Below are 16712 nucleotides of genomic sequence, written 5' to 3'. Positions count from 1 at the left end.
GGCGGGGCGAGATCGCCCGGGCCCGCGAGATCTCGGCCGGTCTGGGCCTGGACGACCTGGGCGCGGGCAGCCACCACAGCGGGGAGACCTTCAACCTGCGCTGGATCTACACCCACATGATCGAGGAGTACGCCCGCCACAACGGCCACGCCGATCTGCTGCGCGAGCGGATCGACGGAGCGACGGGCGACTGAGCGACGGCCCGGGCGGTGCGGGGGCCACCGGACGCGCCTCGACCGACACGCAGCCGGAGAGGGCGGCGACGGCCACCCCGACCAGGATCTTCACTGTGGTTCTCGTTCCGTGCACCCGCGCCACTCTGCTGCCCCGGCGGTGATCTTCACAGGCCTACCCGCCGGGAATGCCTCGCACGGGTGACGGCGGCGCCGAGGGTGACCCGGGCCGCCCGGCCGCCCGACCCGCCGCCCGTCCCCGGCCCCGCCGCCCGGGCCGTCGCTCAGTCGCCCGTCGCTCCGTCGATCCGCTCGCGCAGCAGATCGGCGTGGCCGTTGTGGCGGGCGTACTCCTCGATCATGTGGGTGTAGATCCAGCGCAGGTTGAAGGTCTCCCCGCTGTGGTGGCTGCCCGCGCCCAGGTCGTCCAGGCCCAGACCGGCCGAGATCTCGCGGGCCCGGGCGATCTCGCCCCGCCAGGCCGTGTGGGCCTCCTCCCAGGTGTCCGTCGCGGTGACGTGGAGGGCGCGTTCCGGGTCCTCGCGGGTGCCGAAGATCCGCCGCCGCTCCTCACCGGCCATGACATGGCGGAACCAGCCGCGCTCCACCTCGGCCATGTGCCGGACCAGGCCGAGCAGGCTGAGGTCCGAGGGCGGCGCGGAGGCCGTGCGCAGCTGGGAGTCGTCGAGACCCGCGCACTTCATCGCGAGCGTGTCGCGATGGAAGTCGAGCCAGGCCTCCAGCATCTCCCGCTCTCCGGCGGTGGTCGGCGGGACGATCCGGGTGTCGCGTTCGACAGAGGTCATGACGGGCATCGTCCCCGACGCGGGAGGCCCCGCGCCAGGGTGCGGCCGGACCGGGCGGGCTCCCGGGTCACTCCTGGCCGTCCAGCATGCCGCGGAGCAACTCCTCGAAGCCGGTGCGCAGTTCCGCGCGGCTCGGCACGGCGGAGTGGAACGAGCCCGCGGCGCAGGAGAACATCAGTCCCTCGCACCAGGCGATCAGGGACAGCGCGTGGCGCTCGGGGGCCGTCGAGCCTGCCTCCGTCATCATCGCGATCACCGGTCCGTGGAACGCGGAGCCGGCGGTGTCGAAGAAGCTGCGCAGCTCGGGGCGGCGCGTCGCCTCCAGGGCCAGTTCGTAGCGGGAGACGAGCAGCGCCCGGTGGTCGGTGAGGTAGCGGTGCAGGGCCAGGGAGAGGGCGTCCAGCAGGGCCTCTCCGCCGCCGTCGCGGGCCGGCATCTCGTCCGGCGTCAGGACGGCCGCCTCCCGCTCGACCTGGCGTCGCACGGCCGTCTCCAGTAGGGCCTGGCGGGTGCGGGCGTGGTTGGAGGTCGAGCCCTGGGGGAGTCCCGCCCGCTCGTCCACCGCGCGATGGGTCAGTCCGCGCATGCCCCGCTCGACGAGCAGGTCGAGGGCGGCGTCGCCGATCCGCTCGGCACGCGGGGCGGCCGGGCCCCCGACGGTGTGCGGAGCCGGGGGATCGGTGGGGGCGCCGCCCGGGGAGCCGGGACGCGCGGGGGTGCGTGCGGTCATGGGGGACAACCTACTACCGCCCCAACTACACCTGTAGTACGGTCACAGGGTCACTACAGATGTAGTAGCGAGGGAGAAGCCATGCACCAGCAACGGGCCGTCGTCATCGGCGCGGGCATCGGCGGGCTCGCCGCCGCCGTGGCCCTGCACCGGCGGGGCTGGGACGTCACCGTCCTCGAACGTGCCGCCGCCCTCACCCCCGTCGGGGCCGGCATCGGCCTCGCCCCCAACTCCCAGCGCGCCCTCGACGTCCTCGGGCTCGGCGACCGCGTACGCGCGCTCTCCGCCTGGCAGGGCGACGGCGGCATGCGCGCCCCCGACGGCCGCTGGCTCGCCCGGACCAGCGCGCAGGCCGCCGCCGCGCGCTTCGGCGGCCCGCTGGTGCTGCTGCACCGCGCCACCCTCGTCGAGCTGCTGGCCGCCGCCCTCCCCGACGCGACCGTGCGGACCGGCGTCACCGCCTCCCTGGCCGACCACGGCGGAGACGACCGCCCCGCCGTCGTCCGCACCTCCGACGGCACCATGGAAGCCGACCTGGTCCTCGGCGCCGACGGCATCCACTCGGGCGTCCGCCGTGCCCTCTTCCCGGAGTACCCGGGTCCGCGGTACTCCGGATTCACCACCTGGCGCGTCGTCGTCCCCGCACCCGAACGGCCCTTCCCCCCGCACGAGACCTGGGGTCCCGGCCGCCTCTGGGGAACCCAACCGCTCAAGGACGGCCGGATCTACGCCTACGCCATGGCGGCCGCACCGGCGGGCGCGCACGCACCCGACGACGAGAAGGCCGAACTCCTGCGGCTCTTCGGCGACTGGCACCACCCCGTCCCCGACATCCTCGCCGCGGTCGCGCCCGAGGACGTCCTGCGCCACGACGTCCACCACATGCCCGAACCGCTGCCCGCCTTCCACCGCGGCCGGGTGGCACTGCTCGGCGACGCCGCCCACGCCATGCAGCCCACCCTCGGCCAGGGCGGCAACCAGGCGATCGAGGACGCCGTCGTGCTCGCCCACCACGCCGGCCGCGGACTCCCGGCCGGCGAGGCGCTGGCGGCCTACACCGCCGAGCGGCTGCCGCGCACCACCGCGATCGTGCGCAAGGCCGCCCGGACCGGCCGGCTGGCCCTGCTCTCCGCCCGTCCCGCCGTCGCCCTGCGCAACGCCCTCGTCGTCGCCGTGTCCCGCTTCGGGCCCGGGCTCGTCCTGCGCGGCTTCGACGGCATCGCAGACTGGCGGCCACCGGCCACCGCCGACCTGCCCGCGTATGCTGACCGGCGCGAACGGCGCACAGCCGACGCGCGACGGCGTACCACCCACAGCTAGGGAGAACCCCCGTGAAGGTCGGCTGCATCGGACTCGGCGACATCGCGCAGAAGGCATATCTGCCGGTCCTGGCCGCCCTTCCCGGAGTCGAGCTGCACCTCCAGACACGGACTCCGGCCACCCTGGAGCGGGTCGCCGCCACCCACCACGTCCCGGCCGCCCGCCGGCACACCGACCTCGACTCGTTGCTGGAGGCGGGCCTCGACGCCGCGTTCGTCCACGCGCCGACCGCCGCGCACGCCGAGATCACCACCCGCCTCCTGCGGGCCGGGGTGCCGACCTACGTCGACAAGCCGCTCGCGTACGACTACGAGGACTCCGTGCGGCTGGTGGAGCTCGCCGAGGAACGCGGAGTCGGCCTCGCGGTCGGCTTCAACCGCCGCCTCGCGCCCGGTTACGCCCAGTGTGCCGACCACCCGCGCGAGTTGATCCTCCTGCAGAAGAACCGCGTCGGACTGCCCGAGGACCCGCGGACCTTCGTCCTGGACGACTTCATCCACGTCGTCGACACCCTGCGCTTCCTGGTGCCGGGCGTGGTCGATCACGTGGACGTGCGGGCCCGCGTCCGCGACGGCCTGATGCACCACGTCGTGCTCCAGCTCTCCGGCGACGGCTTCACCGCCATCGGCATGATGAACCGGATGAACGGCTCCACCGAGGAGATCCTGGAGGTCTCCGGCCAGGACACCAAGCGCCAGGTCCTCAACCTCGCGGACGTCGTGGACCACAAGGGCCAGCCGACCGTCCGCCGGCGCGGTGACTGGGTGCCCGTCGCTCGCCAGCGCGGCATCGAACAGGCCGTGCTCGCCTTCCTCGACGCCGTCCGGGCGGGCGAAGTCCTCAGCGCGCGCGACGCGTTGGAGACCCACGAGCTGTGCGAGCGCGTCGTCCGCGAGGCTCTGACCCAGGCCTCCTGAGCGAGCCGGTGCCCTCGACGGCGGCGGCCACCGCCAGCACGGCCAGCGCGCCGTACAGGGGCCAGTCGCCGAAGCGGACGTAGACGGTGGAGCCCTGCGCGAGCGGGACCTCGTGGACGGCGACGGCGCTCCGGTCGGTGCCCAGCGGCGCGCCGACGCGGGCGCCGTCCGGGCCGTACACCGCACTGACGCCGGTCAGCGTCGCGTGCACCACCGGGCGGCCCGTCTCCGCCGCGCGCAGCGCCGCCAGCGAGGCGTGCTGCGCGGGCGCCCAGCTGTGCTGGAAGGTCGAGGTCGCCGACTGGGTGACCAGCAGCTCGGCGCCGCTCCGGGCCAGCCGCCGGCTCATGTCGGGGAAGGCCGACTCGAAGCAGACCAGCGGACCGATCCGCAGCCCCGGACGGCCGTCCCCGGCCGGCAGGTTCATCACCACCGCCTCGGTGCCCCGGCGCCGGTCCTCGCCCGCCGCCTTGCCGACCGAGGTCGCCCAGCCCAGGACCGCACGGGCCGGGACGTACTCGCCGAACGGGACCAGACGCATCTTGTCGTACCGGTCCCCGGTCGGCCCCTGGGCGTCGATCAGCACGCTGCTCTTGAAGATGCCGGGCCGGTCGGAGCGGCGCGCGTCCACGTTCACCAGGATCGGGGCGTCCACCGCCCGCGAGAGCGCGGTCAGCCGGGCCGCCAGCTCGGGGCGGGTGGTCAGGTCGGCCCCGACGCTGCTCTCCCCCCACACCACCAGATCGACGTTCCGGCCCACCAGCGTGCGGGTGAGGTCCTCGCCCCGGGCGAATCGGCGTTCCGCCCCGCCGGAGCCGTCGAACACGCCCGGCTGGACGACGGCCACCCGGACCGTGCCCCGCTCGGACGGCGGCCCCACACCCCACCACAGCAGACCCGTCGTGAGCGCGCACACCATGAGCGCCGCCACCACGGTGATCCGTGCGGTGGCCACCGACACCAGCAGCGCGGCGGCCGTGTTGACCGCCACCACCAGCAGGCTCACCAGCCAGACACCGCCGACCGAGGCCAGCCGCAGGGCCGGCTCCACCTGCCACTGGCTCGCGCCGAGCAGCCCCCAGGGACCGCCCAGACCCTCCCAGGAGCGGGCGWGTTCGATCACCAGCCAGCCGGCGGGGACCACGACGAGCGCGGCCGCGGCCCGGGCCGCGGACGGCTCGTACCCGAGCATGACGCGGACGAGCCACCCCCAGGGCAGCCACAGCAGCCCGAGCAGCGCGGCCAGGACGAAGAGGAAGACGTGCAGGCTCGGCAGCAACCAGTGGTGCATGGCCAGCATGAACCCCAGCCCGCCCAGCCAGCCCTCCAGCGCCGCCCGGCGCGCGGTCGGGGCGGTGCGCAGCAGCAGCATCCACGGCACGAGCGCGACGTAGGCGAACCACCACAGCCGGGAACGCGAGGGCGGGCAGGGCGCCGGCCCCGACCGCACCGGCGGCCCGGGCGGCGCGCACCCGTCGCGCGGCCCGCCCGGCCGCATCCGGATCCCCGGCGCGCCCGTCCCCGGAACCCGCTTCGGGCCCCGGCCCGCCGTCTGCCGCGCCCCGCGTCCCGCGCCGGCCGAACGGAACCCGCATACCGCGCCTCCCGGTGTCGCCTCCAGTGTGACCGGAGTGCGCGGGACCTGCTACGACCGCCGCCACTTCTCCCGTACGGTCACCGAGCGCAGCCGCCATCCGGCGTCCGTCCGGCGCAGCGCGAACGAGTACCGGCCGCCGCAGACGAAGTCCTCGCCGGACTCGAACCGCATCGGGTTCACGTAGTCGGCCTCGACCTCCGCGCTGTCACCGGGATAGCCGCCGAGATCCTGGATGCGGACACGCCGGTTCACGATGAGGTGCTGGCGTACGGGGAAGAGCCGCATCGTCTCCTCGAGCCAGTCGGCGACCTCGGCCGCCGGCCCCTCCACACCCCCGGAACCGCGGTAGTCGGCTCGGCCGTCGCGGGTGAACAGCGCCCGGTAGCCGGTCCAGTCGGAATCGTCCACGGCCACCGCGTATCCGGTGACCACGTCGTCGATGGCCAGACGGTCCATCACGGTCGCGAGATCCACGCGCTGCGTCATCGGCTCAGTGTCGGCCAGCGGAGCCACGGGGCCAAGAGCCGTGCGCGAAGGACAGGGGCGGATACCGGTCATACTTCTGCCATGCGCATCGACTTCGATCCCGACCGCAGCGACCGGAACGACTTCTACCGGTTGCTCACCGCCACCGTGGTGCCCCGGCCGATCGCCTGGATCTCCACGACCGCCGCGGACGGGACCGACAACCTCGCCCCGCACTCGTTCTTCACGATCGCCTCGGTGACGCCGCCGGTCGTCCAGTTCACCTCGGTGGGCCGCAAGGACTCGCTGCGCAACATCGAGGACACGGGCGCGTTCGTCGTCAACCTGTCCCCGGAGCCGCTCTTCGAGCAGATCAACGCCACGGCGACGGACTTCCCGCGCGGGGTGAGCGAGTTCGACGCCTGCGGCGTGCGCCGTGAGCCGAGCCTGCGGGTCGGGCCGCCCCGGGTGGCGGACGCTCCGGTCGCCCTGGAGTGCGAGCTGCACAGCACCGTGCGGATCGGCGACTCGACCGTCGTCTTCGGCCGGGTGGTGCACGCGGCGGTCGAGGAGTCGGTCATGGTCGACGGCCACCCCGAGATCACCCGGATGCGGCCGCTGGCCCGTCTCGGCAAGAACGAGTGGGGCACGCTGGGCGGCATCACGGAACTCGCCCGGGTGCCGTACCAGGCGTAGGGCCCGACCGGAGGTCGCCCGGCCCGCCCGTCCGGTGGCGGGGGCCCTGACGTGCCCTCGCCCGCCGGGCACGCCCTACGCGGCCTCCCAGCGGTGCGGACGCCCGCCCCGCCACTCCACCAGGTGGGGGTCGTCCAGGATCATGCCGGCGTCCTCGAGCCCGGCCCGGCGCAGGAACTCGACGAGGTCGGTGTCGTTGTGCGCGAGGCCCACGATCGTCCCGCGGACGGTGACGCGCCGGCCGCCGCCGGGGGACGGGCGGTGAACGACGACGGGTGCTTGCCATGCCATGGTTCCAGGGTGCTTCGATCGGCCGGATCCCGCCCGGCGGCCGCGGCGGTGCCGCTTCGCACGGGGTGTGAACGGAACGCCTCGACCCGCACGCCGCACACGCTCGCGGACGGCGGGCCGGGACGCGAGGATCGTCCTGTCCGTCCGGGTGGGCACGACCGAGAAGAGTCGCCGGATCAACCCCCCGAGTCCGGCGACCCGTCCCGATCTGGCGTGGTCTCCGGTCACCGCCCGGACGGGCCACGGGTCCGGCCGCACGCCGGTGGCCACGACGGCCGCCGGCCGTGTGCGGGCGCCTCGCGTGCGCCCACGGCCGGCGCCGTGCCGTCGGGTGCGTCAGCCGGCCGACTCGCCCGCGTGCGGGCTCAGGACACCTGCTCCCACCAGCGCGAACAGCAGGATCCCGAGCAGGATGCGGTAGATCACGAACGGCATGAAGCTCTTGGTCGTGATGAACTTCATGAACCACGCGATCACCGCGTAGCCCACGACGAAGGCGATGAGCGTCGCGAAGATCGTCGGCCCCCAGGACACGTGCCCCTCGCCGGCGTCCTTCAGCTCGAAGACGCCGGAGGCCAGCACGGCGGGGATGGCCAGCAGGAACGAGTACCGGGCCGCCGCCTCGCGGGTGTACCCCATCAGCAGGCCGCCGGAGATCGTCGCTCCGGAGCGGGAGACGCCGGGGATCAGCGCCATCGCCTGGCAGGCGCCGTAGATCAGGCCGTCCCGGACACCGAGGTCCTTGAGCGTCTTGCGCTCGCGGATCGCCCGGTGGCGGCCGCCGATCTCGTCCCGGGCGGCGAGCCGGTCCGCGACACCGAGGACGATGCCCATCACGATCAGCGTGGTGGCGATCAGCCGCAGGTCACGGAACGGGCCCTCGATCTGGTCCTTGAACGTGACGCCCAGGACGCCGATGGGGATCGAGCCCACGATGACCAGCCAGCCCATCTGGGCGTCGTGGTCGCCGCGCATCGACTTGTCGCGCAGCGAGGCGAACCAGGCCGTGACGATCCGCGCGATGTCCTTGCGGAAGTAGATCAGGACGGCGGTCTCCGTGCCGATCTGCGTGATCGCGGTGAAGGCGGCGCCCGGGTCCTCCCAGCCCGCGAAGGCCGCGGTGAGCCGCAGATGCGCGCTGGAGGAAATGGGTAGGAACTCCGTCAGTCCCTGGACGAGTCCGAGGATGAACGATTCGAACCAACTCATGGGGCTGGGGCTCTCCTTTGGATCCTGCCGGGCTCGTGGGGTCCGGTGCGCACCGGGCCCCACTCACCGATCCGGCCTGATCCGGACGAGAGGGCCCCGGGGCCTTCCCGATGCGCTCGTGCGGTCGGTGGGGGGTCGCGCTGCGGTCACGCCGAAGGCCGTGCCCGTGGCTCACGTGGGGTCACGCGAGGTCACGACGCACGGCCATGGCGGTGGGATCGGAGATCCCCCGCCGGTCGGTGCGCAGCGTACCTTCCCAAGATGACGAGCCCGTTCCCAGGTCCGGGACGGGGTGTCCCCGGGGGCGGACCGCCCGCCCGTCAGCTCTCGACCGGGCCCGCCGTCGTCCAGCCGGGCGCCTGCACGTGCGGGGTGAGGCTCGCGGCGTCCGCTTCGCCGCCGCAGTGCGCGCACACGACGCGGGGGCTGAGCACCTCGCCGCAGCGGTGCTCCAGGAGGACCGGCCGGACCGTCTGGTTCAGATGACGGTCGCCCCAGCTCATCAGGGTGAGCAGCACCGGCTGCAGCTCCTCGCCCGCCGGTGTCGTCCGGTACTCGAAGCGCTGCGGACGCTCGCTGTACGGCACCTTCTCCAGGATCCCGGCCTCGACGAGCCGCTTCAGGCGCGCGGTGAGGACGTCCCGCGGGGCGCCGGTGTTGCGGGCGATCCGGTCGAAGCGGCGCACGCCGAGCGAGATCTCGCGCAGCACGAGGAGCGCGTACTTCTCGCCGACCAGGGCGAGGGCGTCGGCGATGGAGCAGGGGCGGGGAGCGGCCTTCATGAGCCCAGCGTAAGGCAGTTCCACGGAAGGGTTTGAAATTCCAACCCACTCGGTTATGTTACTTGCGAGTGTTGGTCCAGTTTTCCAACTCAGGAGCCGTGTCATGCGAGACGCCGTCATCGTCGAAGCCGTCCGGACGCCCATCGGCAAGGGCAAGGCGGGCGGAGCCCTCTCCGACGTCCACCCCGTCGCCCTCCTCTCCCACACCCTCGGCGCGCTGATCGAGCGCGCCGGTCTCGACCCGGCCCTCGTCGACGACGTGATCGGCGGCACCGTCGACCAGGTCGGCGAGCAGGCCATGAACACCACCCGGTACGCCTGGCTCGGCGCCGGACTGCCCGAGTCCGTGCCCGCCACCACGGTCGACCGGCAGTGCGGCTCCTCCCAGCAGGCCGTGCACTTCGCCGCCCAGGGCGTGATCTCGGGCGCCTACGACATCGCCGTGGCCTGCGGGGTCGAGTCGATGAGCCGCGTCCCGATGTGGTCCAACGTGCCGCCCGGCGCGGACCCCTTCGGGCCCGGCGTCGCGGAGCGCTACCCCGAGGGCCTGGTCCCGCAGGGCATCAGCGCGGAGCTCATCGCCGCGAAGTGGTCCCTCGGCCGCGAGGCCATGGACGCGTTCGCCGCCGCCTCGCACGCCAAGGCGGCGCGCGGCTGGGAGGCCGGACTCTTCGACGCGGAGGTCGTGCCGTACGGCGACGTCCGCCGCGACGAGTCGGTGCGGCCCGCGACCACGCCCGAGATCCTGGCGGGACTCCGCCCGGCCTTCAGCGACCCGGTGTTCGCCGAGCGCTTCCCCCAGATCGAGTGGTCGGTGACCGCCGGCAACAGCAGCCCGACGAACGACGGGGCCTCGGCCGTGCTCGTCATGGCGGCCGAGACGGCGGAACGGCTCGGACTGCGCCCGCTGGCCCGGCTCCACAGCTTCGCGGTGACCGGCTCCGACCCGCTGCTCATGCTGACCGGCGTCATCCCCGCGACCGAGAAGGTGCTGCGCCGGGCGGGGCTGGACATCGGCGACATCGACCTCTTCGAGATCAACGAGGCGTTCGCCAGCGTCGTACTCGCCTGGCAGCAGGAGACCGGCGCCGACCCGGCCAAGGTCAACGTCCACGGCGGCGCGATCGCGCTGGGCCACCCGCTCGGCGCCAGCGGCACCCGTCTGACGACCACGCTGGTGCACGCACTGCGGGCGCGGGGCGCCCGCTACGGCCTCCAGGCCATGTGCGAGGCGGGCGGCCTGGCGAACGCGATGATCGTCGAGGCGCTGTAGAGAGCGGGCGCGGGCACCGCGAGCGGGCCGAGACGTCGACGACAGGCCTCAGGCTCCGTCGGCCGGGCCCGCGACGCCCACCAGGGTTCTGGCCGGTTCCGGCGCGGACCCGTCCGCGGTCGACGCCCGCAGGCCGTGCCGTTTGCGCCAGGCGACGACCGCCGCGGCCAGGCCGGACACCACGATGAACCCCATCGAGATCAGGAAGGCGGGCGAGGTCGGCGAGCCGGCCTCGCTGCCCGCCACCACGTAGGCGGCGGTGTTCGGGATCGACCCGAGGCCCGTGGCCAGCAGGAACGGCACGTATCCCATGCGGGACACCGCCGCACAGTAGTTGGCTGCGGCGAAGGGCACACCGGGGAAGAGCCGGATCGCCAGCATCGACCGGAAGCCGTGCCGGCTGAGGACCCCGTCCGCCGCCTTCAGCCACCGGCCGCGCAACAGGGGCCGCAGCGCGTCCTGGCCCAGCACCCGGCCGAGCGTGAACGAGATACCCGCCCCCAGCACCGTCCCGGCCACCGCCGCGACCAGCCCGGCCTGGGTGCCGAACAGCGCACCCGCCGCCAGGTTCAGGATCGGCCGCGGCACGAACGCGGCGGTGCACACGCCGTACGCGAGACCGAACAGCATCACGGCGCCCGCGCCGGCCACCTGGGGAGGCCAGCCCTCGGCCAGCAGCCGCTGCGGCTCGTACAGCACCACCGTCGTCGCCGCGCCCAGGAGCAGCACGGCGAGCAGCGACAGACGGGACCAGGGCGACAGCAGGGTCCGGGAGCAACGGAGCGCGAGGGGGACCGGCGGCCGGGCGACGGGGTCGGACATCCGGGGAGGGTAACCGACGAGCCCGTGTGATCGCCGTAACGTCCGTCATGCCCGCGCGACCGCCCCCCTACAGTGACGGCATGACCGTCACCGGGCCCGACAGCGCCCTCGCCGACACCGTGCTGGCCCGGCTCACCCGGCTGTACCCGGAAGCCGGGAACCCGTTCAGGGCGCAGGAGATGGTGGCGTACATGAAGGGCGTGGCCCCCTTCCTCGGCGTACGCACCCCCGAGCGGCGCGCCCTGTCCCGCCTCGTCCTCGACGGCCTTCCGCGGCCGGACGAGGGCGACTGCACCGCGGTCGCCCTGCGCTGCTTCGCGCTGCCCGAGCGCGAGTACCACTACTTCGCCGTCGACTACCTGCGCCGTCACGTGAAGCTGTGCTCGTCCGGCTTCCTGCCGGTGGCACGGCGGCTCGTCACCACCGTCTCCTGGTGGGACACGGTGGACCACCTCGCCGCCCACGTGGTCGGCGGGCTCGTCGCCGCGGACCCCGCGCTCGCGGCCGTGATGGACGACTGGATCGAGGACGACGACCTCTGGGTCGCGCGCACCGCGATCCTGCACCAGCTGCGGTTCAAGCAGGCCACCGACACCGAGCGGCTCTTCGCCTACTGCCTGCGCCGCTCCGGACACCCCGACTTCTTCATCCGCAAGGCGATCGGCTGGTCGCTCCGCGAGTACGCCAAGACCGACCCCGACGAGGTGCGCGTGTTCGTCGGGGAGAACCGGGACCGGCTCTCCCCGCTCTCGGTGCGCGAGGCGCTCAAGAACCTGTAGGCGATCCCGCGGGGGACTCACCGGCCGCCGCCGGCAGCTCCGCGATGAGGGCGTAGCGCTCGTCGCGGACCGCCGCGCCCCACAGCTCGGTGCGCGGCGCGAGATCCTCGACGCGCAGCCGCCCGACCAGCGGGCGCACGGCGTCCGCCAGGGCGGCGGCGGTGACGCCCCCGTGCCAGGGCAGCGCCTCGGCGCCCGCCACGTACGGCACCGCGCCCTCCGCGGCCTCGCGCCAACGGCCCTCGACGAGCACGAGCGTGCCGCCCGGGCGCAGCAGGGCCGCCCAGGCGCGCAGGGCGGCCGGCGGGTCCGGCAGCGTCCACACCAGGTGCCGGCACAGCACCACGTCGAACCGCTCCTCGCCGACGGGCGGCGCCGCCGCGTCACCCACCAGGAACCGGCCCGGCAGCCCGGCCGCCCGCAGCTTCTCGCGGGCCCCGGCCACCATGCGCGACGACAGGTCGACTCCGGTGACCCGGTGCCCCGCCGCCGCGGTCAGGGCCGAGAGCGAGCCTGTGCCGCACCCCACGTCGAGCACGTCCGAGGGGGTGGCGGGCAGCCAGGAGGTCAGCAGCCGCGACCAGGCGTCCCGGGTCGGCCGGGGCCGCAACCCGTGGTCCGGCTCGTCGTCGAAGCACGCGGCAGCGGCGTCCCAGTAGGCGGCGATGGCGGTGGAGTCGGTCATGCGACGATTCTGCCGCCCGCCACCGACAACGCGCCCGCCTCCGACGGCATCGCGTCCGGAAGCCGCCGCCGCGGGGCGCGACCGAGGCCCCGGGCCGGCCCCCGCCGGCGGATGCCGCACCGGGACCGCCGGACCGCGGGGCCGAGGTCCGGCACCGGCCGTCGCCGGCCGCGAGCCCGTCCGGCACGGCACGGGGCGCCCCCCTGACCCGAAGTCCCGGCGCCCGTCACGCCCTTGGCGGACCCGCCCGGCGAAAATCGCTCGACGCCGACCGCCCGCCCCGCGATGATCGGGGACATGTCCCGGTACGCCTTCCTCGCAGCACGGCCCGCAGTCGCGGCCGCGCCGAAGGCTGCCGTCACGCACGGCGTGACCACGTCCGCCGAAGCCGTCACCGCAGCTGCCGCGGCAGCCGCCACCGCCCTCGTCCTCGACGGCGCCCGAAGCTGACCCTCCCCGGATCGTCCGGCGGACCCCGCAGGGGGAGGGTCGGTCCGGCCCCGGGGTCCCCGCACACGCTTCGAGCTCAAGGAACGAGCGAACCATGTCCAAGACGGCTTACGTCCGCACCAAGCCGCACCTCAACATCGGCACCATGGGCCACGTCGACCACGGCAAGACCACCCTGACCGCCGCCATCACCAAGGTCCTCAGCGAGCGCGGGACCGGCACCTTCGTGCCGTTCGACCGCATCGACCGCGCGCCCGAGGAGGCCCAGCGGGGGATCACCATCAACATCGCGCACGTCGAGTACGAGACCGACACCCGGCACTACGCCCACGTCGACATGCCGGGCCACGCCGACTACGTCAAGAACATGGTCACGGGCGCGGCCCAGCTCGACGGCGCCATCCTCGTCGTCTCCGCGCTGGACGGGATCATGCCGCAGACCGCCGAGCACGTCCTGCTGGCCCGTCAGGTCGGCGTCGACCACATCGTCGTGGCCCTCAACAAGGCCGACGCCGGGGACGACGAGCTGACCGACCTGGTGGAGCTGGAGGTGCGGGAGCTGCTGACCGCCCACGGCTACGGCGGCGACACCGTGCCCGTGGTCCGGGTCTCCGGCCTGCGCGCCCTGGAGGGCGACCCGCGCTGGACGGCGGCCGTGGAGGCCCTGCTCGACGCGGTGGACACGTACGTGCCCATGCCGGTGCGGTACGTGGAGGCGCCGTTCCTGATGTCGGTCGAGAACGTGCTGACCATCACCGGCCGCGGCACCGTCGTCACCGGTGCGATCGAGCGCGGCACGGTCAGAGTGGGGGACCGGGTGGAGGTGCTCGGCGCCGGTGCGGAGACCGTCGTGACGGGCGTCGAGACCTTCGGCAAGCCCATGGAGGTCGCCGAGGCCGGGGACAACGTCGCCCTGCTGCTGCGCGGCGTGCCACGCGACACGGTCCGCCGCGGTCACGTGGTGGCGGCGCCCGGCAGCGTCGTGCCGAGCCGCCGGTTCACCGCCCGGGTCTACGTCCTGTCGGCCAAGGAGGGCGGCCGGACGACTCCCGTGTCGACCGGCTACCGGCCGCAGTTCTACATCCGGACCGCGGACGTCGTCGGAGACGTCGACCTCGGCGAGACGGCGGTCGCCCGCCCCGGCGACACGGTCACCATGACCGTCGAGCTGGGCCGGGACGTGCCCCTGGAGTCGGGTCTCGGCTTCGCGATCCGTGAGGGCGGACGCACGGTGGGGGCCGGCACGGTCACCACCGTCGGCTGACGGGGCGTCCACGAGGCGACGGGGGCCCGCGTTCCGCACCCGCGGGACGGGGCCCCCGTCGCCGGGCGGCACACGGAGGCGGCCACCGCGCCGGGCGGGCCGAGCCGGCTCGTGCGCCCGGGCCCTCGGACCGCGGGCACAATGAGAGCGTGAACGAGCAGATACCGGTCGTCCGGGACGTCGACGGGGGCACCGCCCGGCTCATGCCCGACGTGGACCGCGAGCGCGCCTGGCTGCTGACGGTCGACGACGCGCCCCAGTCGTACGTCGACCTCGACGAGCCGACGCACCTCGAGTTCGAGTACGCGCGCCGACTCGCCCACGTCCTCGACGGCGCCGCCGACGAGGGCGCGCCCCTTGACGTCCTGCACCTCGGCGGCGGCGCCCTCACCCTGCCGCGCTACGTCGCGGCGACCCGGCCCGGCTCGCGCCAGGACGTCGTCGAGTCCGACCGGGGGCTCCTGGAGCTGGTGTCCGAGCACCTGCCGCTGCCGGAGGACGCGGGCGTCACCGTCCACGGCGCGGACGCCCGTGCCTGGCTGGAGGCCGCTCCGGCGGCGTCCGTGGACGTCCTCGTCGCCGACGTCTTCGGCGGCTCGCGGGTACCGGCGCACCTGACGTCGGCCGAGTACGCGACGGCCGCCCGGCGGGCGTTGCGGCCGGGCGGTCTCTACGCGGCCAACCTCGCCGACGGAGCGCCCTTCGCCTTCCTCCGCTCCCAGCTGGCGACCTTCGCCACGGTCTTCCCCGAACTCGCGCTGATCGCCGAACCCGCGGTCCTGCGCGGCAGGCGCTTCGGCAACGCGGTCCTCGTCGCCTCCGACCGCGAGATCGACACGGCCCGCCTCGCCCGGCGGGCCGCGGCCGACGCCTTTCCCGCGCGCGTGGAGCACGGGGCCGCCCTCGACCGCTTCAGGGCGGGCGCCCGGCCGGTCGGGGACACGGACGCGGTGCCGTCCCCGGTGCCGCCGGCGGGTGCCTTCAGCGTGGGCTGACGGGCCGGCCCGCCGCGGCGGGGACCCGTACAGGCCCCCGCACGAACGGCCGGGCCGGGCGGCGAACCGCCGCCCGCGTCACTCCGCCGGGCGCGCCGCCGGAGGCTCCGAGGGCACCGCGGACGCGCCCGGACCGACGGCCTCCACCGGTGCGCCCGGACCGACGGCCTCCGCGGGCGTGATCGGCTTCGGGAGCCCGGCGGGCGGCGCCGGAGCGGTCGGCGCGCCGGACCCGTCCGGACCCGCGGGCGGGGCGGCGGCGACCCGCTTCGTCCGCCGCGTCAGGTTGCGGACGTCCGGGACGAGCAGGACCAGCGCCGTGACGACCACGATCAGGGTCGCCGACCCCCACAGCGCCTCGTGCCGGCCGAAGACCCCCTCCGCCGGTCCCGCGAGCGCCGTGGAGAGCGGGAGCATGGCCGTCGAGCCGAACCAGTCGTAGGCCGATACCCGGGACAGCTTCTCCTCGGGGATCTCCTGGTGCAGCGTCGTCATCCAGGAGACGCCGAACACCTCGATGGCCACGCCGCTGACGAACATCGCCGCGGAGAGCCCGTACACGTCGAGCGGCACGGCCAGCGCCGCCGAGGGCAGCGCGATCGGGAAGACGCACAAGGTACCGGCCAGCAGCATCCGGCGCGGCTTCCACCGCATCATCAGCAGCGCGCCGGCCAGGGTGCCGACTCCGAACGCGGCGAGCGAGAGGCCCCACGGCCGGGCGCCGCCCAGCTCGTCCCGGGCGACCAGCGGCCCGTACACCGACTCGGCCGCGCCGACCAGCGCCACCACGATGGAGAACTGGGCGACGATCGACCACAGCCAGGGGCGGCCGATGAACTCCTGCCAGCCCTCGCGCAGGTCGGCGAGCAGCCCGCCGCCCGCCTCCCGCTCCCGGATGTGGCCGACGTCGAGGAACGCGCGCAGGGCGCCCGCGACCGCGAAGGCCGCCGCGTCGATCGCCAGCACCCAGCCGGGCCCGAAGGCGGCGATCATGGCGCCGCCGAGCGCCGCGCCGCCGATGCCGGCGCCGTGCATGGCCATCCGGAAGAGGGCGAAGGCGCGGCTGACCTGTTCGCCGCTGACGCTGGACATCAGCATGCCCTCGGCGGCCGGGTTGAAGAACGCCTGACCCGTGCCGCACAGGGCGGTCAGCAGCATCATCTGCCACAGCTGGGGCTCGCCCGCCAGGACCAGGTAGGCGAAGACGGCCTGCGAGACGCAGTTGAGGGCGTTGGCGGCGACCATGACCCGGTGCCGGGGCACCCGGTCGGCGATCGCGCCGCCGATGAGCAGGAAGAGCACGAGCGGCAGCGTGCGGGCCGCCGCGACCAGGCCCACGTCCCCGCCGTCGCCGCCGGACTGCAGCACGGCGAACGCCGCCGCGATCAGGGCACCGTGGGTGCCGAGGTTGGTGACGACCGCGGCGGCCGTCAACAGCATGTAGTTGCGCCCGGCCCA

18 protein-coding genes and 1 pseudogene are annotated in these 16712 nt (G+C 74.5%); 9 read left to right on the top strand and 10 right to left on the bottom strand.

Annotated elements, in window-relative coordinates; translation table 11 throughout:
- The coding region (locus tag EAO71_RS07410) for a mycothiol transferase (RefSeq protein WP_147979162.1) at positions 1-194 on the top strand (194 nt) is incomplete at its 5' end.
- A gap of 263 nt (positions 195-457) precedes the next feature.
- On the opposite strand, the gene EAO71_RS07405 is transcribed toward EAO71_RS07410, so the two are convergent.
- On the bottom strand, positions 458-979 hold the full coding sequence (locus EAO71_RS07405) for a DinB family protein (RefSeq protein WP_147976987.1): 522 nt from the start codon (positions 977-979) through the stop codon (positions 458-460).
- 67 nt (positions 980-1046) lie between these two features.
- Complete coding sequence (locus EAO71_RS07400) at positions 1047-1709, bottom strand: TetR/AcrR family transcriptional regulator (RefSeq protein ID WP_147976986.1); 663 nt, start codon at positions 1707-1709, stop codon at positions 1047-1049.
- A gap of 81 nt (positions 1710-1790) precedes the next feature.
- Between EAO71_RS07400 and EAO71_RS07395 the strand changes: the two genes are divergently transcribed.
- Both EAO71_RS07395 and EAO71_RS07390 read left to right on the top strand, forming a co-directional pair.
- Positions 1791-3029, top strand: a complete 1239-nt coding sequence (locus EAO71_RS07395) for an FAD-dependent monooxygenase (protein WP_147976985.1) — start codon at positions 1791-1793, stop codon at positions 3027-3029.
- Between the two features lie 11 nt (positions 3030-3040).
- The gene (locus EAO71_RS07390; protein WP_147976984.1) at positions 3041-3946 is read left to right on the top strand and encodes a Gfo/Idh/MocA family protein; all 906 of its coding nucleotides are present in this window, start codon (positions 3041-3043) and stop codon (positions 3944-3946) included.
- On the opposite strand, the pseudogene lnt reads toward EAO71_RS07390, so the two are convergent.
- Positions 3870-5541 (bottom strand): annotated as a pseudogene (gene lnt / locus EAO71_RS07385) (apolipoprotein N-acyltransferase). The gene EAO71_RS07390 and the pseudogene lnt sit on opposite strands and share 77 nt — an antisense overlap.
- 50 nt (positions 5542-5591) lie before the next feature.
- Positions 5592-6029 (bottom strand): nuclear transport factor 2 family protein, encoded by a 438-nt coding sequence (locus EAO71_RS07380; RefSeq protein ID WP_187282592.1) that lies wholly within the window; start codon positions 6027-6029, stop codon positions 5592-5594.
- 81 nt (positions 6030-6110) lie between these two features.
- On the opposite strand from EAO71_RS07380, the gene EAO71_RS07375 reads away from it, so the two are divergent.
- Positions 6111-6704: a flavin reductase family protein gene (locus tag EAO71_RS07375; RefSeq protein WP_147976983.1), complete on the top strand. Its 594-nt coding sequence runs from the start codon at positions 6111-6113 to the stop codon at positions 6702-6704.
- Positions 6705-6779: 75 nt separating this feature from the next.
- On the opposite strand, the gene EAO71_RS07370 is transcribed toward EAO71_RS07375, so the two are convergent.
- The 3 genes from EAO71_RS07370 to EAO71_RS07360 all read right to left on the bottom strand — a co-directional run bounded on the left by EAO71_RS07370 (position 6780) and on the right by EAO71_RS07360 (position 8986).
- The gene (locus EAO71_RS07370) at positions 6780-6995 is read right to left on the bottom strand and encodes a hypothetical protein (RefSeq protein WP_147976982.1); all 216 of its coding nucleotides are present in this window, start codon (positions 6993-6995) and stop codon (positions 6780-6782) included.
- A gap of 336 nt (positions 6996-7331) precedes the next feature.
- A complete protein-coding gene (locus EAO71_RS07365) occupies positions 7332-8204 on the bottom strand; it encodes an undecaprenyl-diphosphate phosphatase (protein WP_147976981.1) in 873 nt (290 codons plus the stop codon).
- Positions 8205-8524: 320 nt separating this feature from the next.
- The gene (locus EAO71_RS07360; RefSeq protein ID WP_147976980.1) at positions 8525-8986 is read right to left on the bottom strand and encodes a winged helix-turn-helix transcriptional regulator; all 462 of its coding nucleotides are present in this window, start codon (positions 8984-8986) and stop codon (positions 8525-8527) included.
- Between the two features lie 103 nt (positions 8987-9089).
- On the opposite strand from EAO71_RS07360, the gene EAO71_RS07355 reads away from it, so the two are divergent.
- Positions 9090-10259, top strand: coding sequence for a thiolase family protein (locus EAO71_RS07355; protein WP_147976979.1), 1170 nt, complete (start codon positions 9090-9092; stop codon positions 10257-10259).
- A gap of 48 nt (positions 10260-10307) precedes the next feature.
- Here EAO71_RS07355 and EAO71_RS07350 read toward each other — a convergent pair whose 3' ends face one another.
- Positions 10308-11081 carry a TVP38/TMEM64 family protein gene (locus EAO71_RS07350; RefSeq protein WP_147976978.1) on the bottom strand — a complete coding sequence of 258 codons (774 nt, stop codon included), beginning with the start codon at positions 11079-11081 and terminating at the stop codon, positions 10308-10310.
- Positions 11082-11161: 80 nt separating this feature from the next.
- Between EAO71_RS07350 and EAO71_RS07345 the strand changes: the two genes are divergently transcribed.
- Positions 11162-11860, top strand: coding sequence for a DNA alkylation repair protein (locus EAO71_RS07345; RefSeq protein WP_147976977.1), 699 nt, complete (start codon positions 11162-11164; stop codon positions 11858-11860).
- On the opposite strand, the gene EAO71_RS07340 is transcribed toward EAO71_RS07345, so the two are convergent.
- Positions 11847-12545 (bottom strand): class I SAM-dependent methyltransferase, encoded by a 699-nt coding sequence (locus tag EAO71_RS07340; protein WP_147976976.1) that lies wholly within the window; start codon positions 12543-12545, stop codon positions 11847-11849. The two genes, EAO71_RS07345 and EAO71_RS07340, sit on opposite strands and share 14 nt — an antisense overlap.
- Positions 12546-12842: 297 nt before the next feature.
- Here EAO71_RS07340 and EAO71_RS37535 point away from each other — a divergent pair, with 297 nt between their 5' ends.
- From EAO71_RS37535 to EAO71_RS07330, 3 genes are all read left to right on the top strand, one after another.
- Positions 12843-12995, top strand: coding sequence for a hypothetical protein (locus EAO71_RS37535; RefSeq protein WP_187282591.1), 153 nt, complete (start codon positions 12843-12845; stop codon positions 12993-12995).
- Between the two features lie 94 nt (positions 12996-13089).
- Positions 13090-14259 (top strand): elongation factor Tu, encoded by a 1170-nt coding sequence (gene tuf / locus EAO71_RS07335; RefSeq protein WP_147976975.1) that lies wholly within the window; start codon positions 13090-13092, stop codon positions 14257-14259.
- Positions 14260-14408: 149 nt separating this feature from the next.
- Positions 14409-15254, top strand: coding sequence for a spermidine synthase (locus EAO71_RS07330; protein ID WP_147976974.1), 846 nt, complete (start codon positions 14409-14411; stop codon positions 15252-15254).
- 78 nt (positions 15255-15332) lie between these two features.
- On the opposite strand, the gene EAO71_RS07325 is transcribed toward EAO71_RS07330, so the two are convergent.
- The coding region (locus EAO71_RS07325) for an MFS transporter (RefSeq protein WP_147979160.1) at positions 15333-16712 on the bottom strand (1380 nt) is incomplete at its 5' end.

The sequence above is a fragment of the Streptomyces sp. MS191 genome, from assembly GCF_008042125.1.
Classification (GTDB): Bacteria; Actinomycetota; Actinomycetes; order Streptomycetales; family Streptomycetaceae; genus Streptomyces.
The sequence above is the reverse complement of the archived record's forward strand: the minus strand, read 5'-3'. Positions and strand labels throughout refer to the sequence as shown.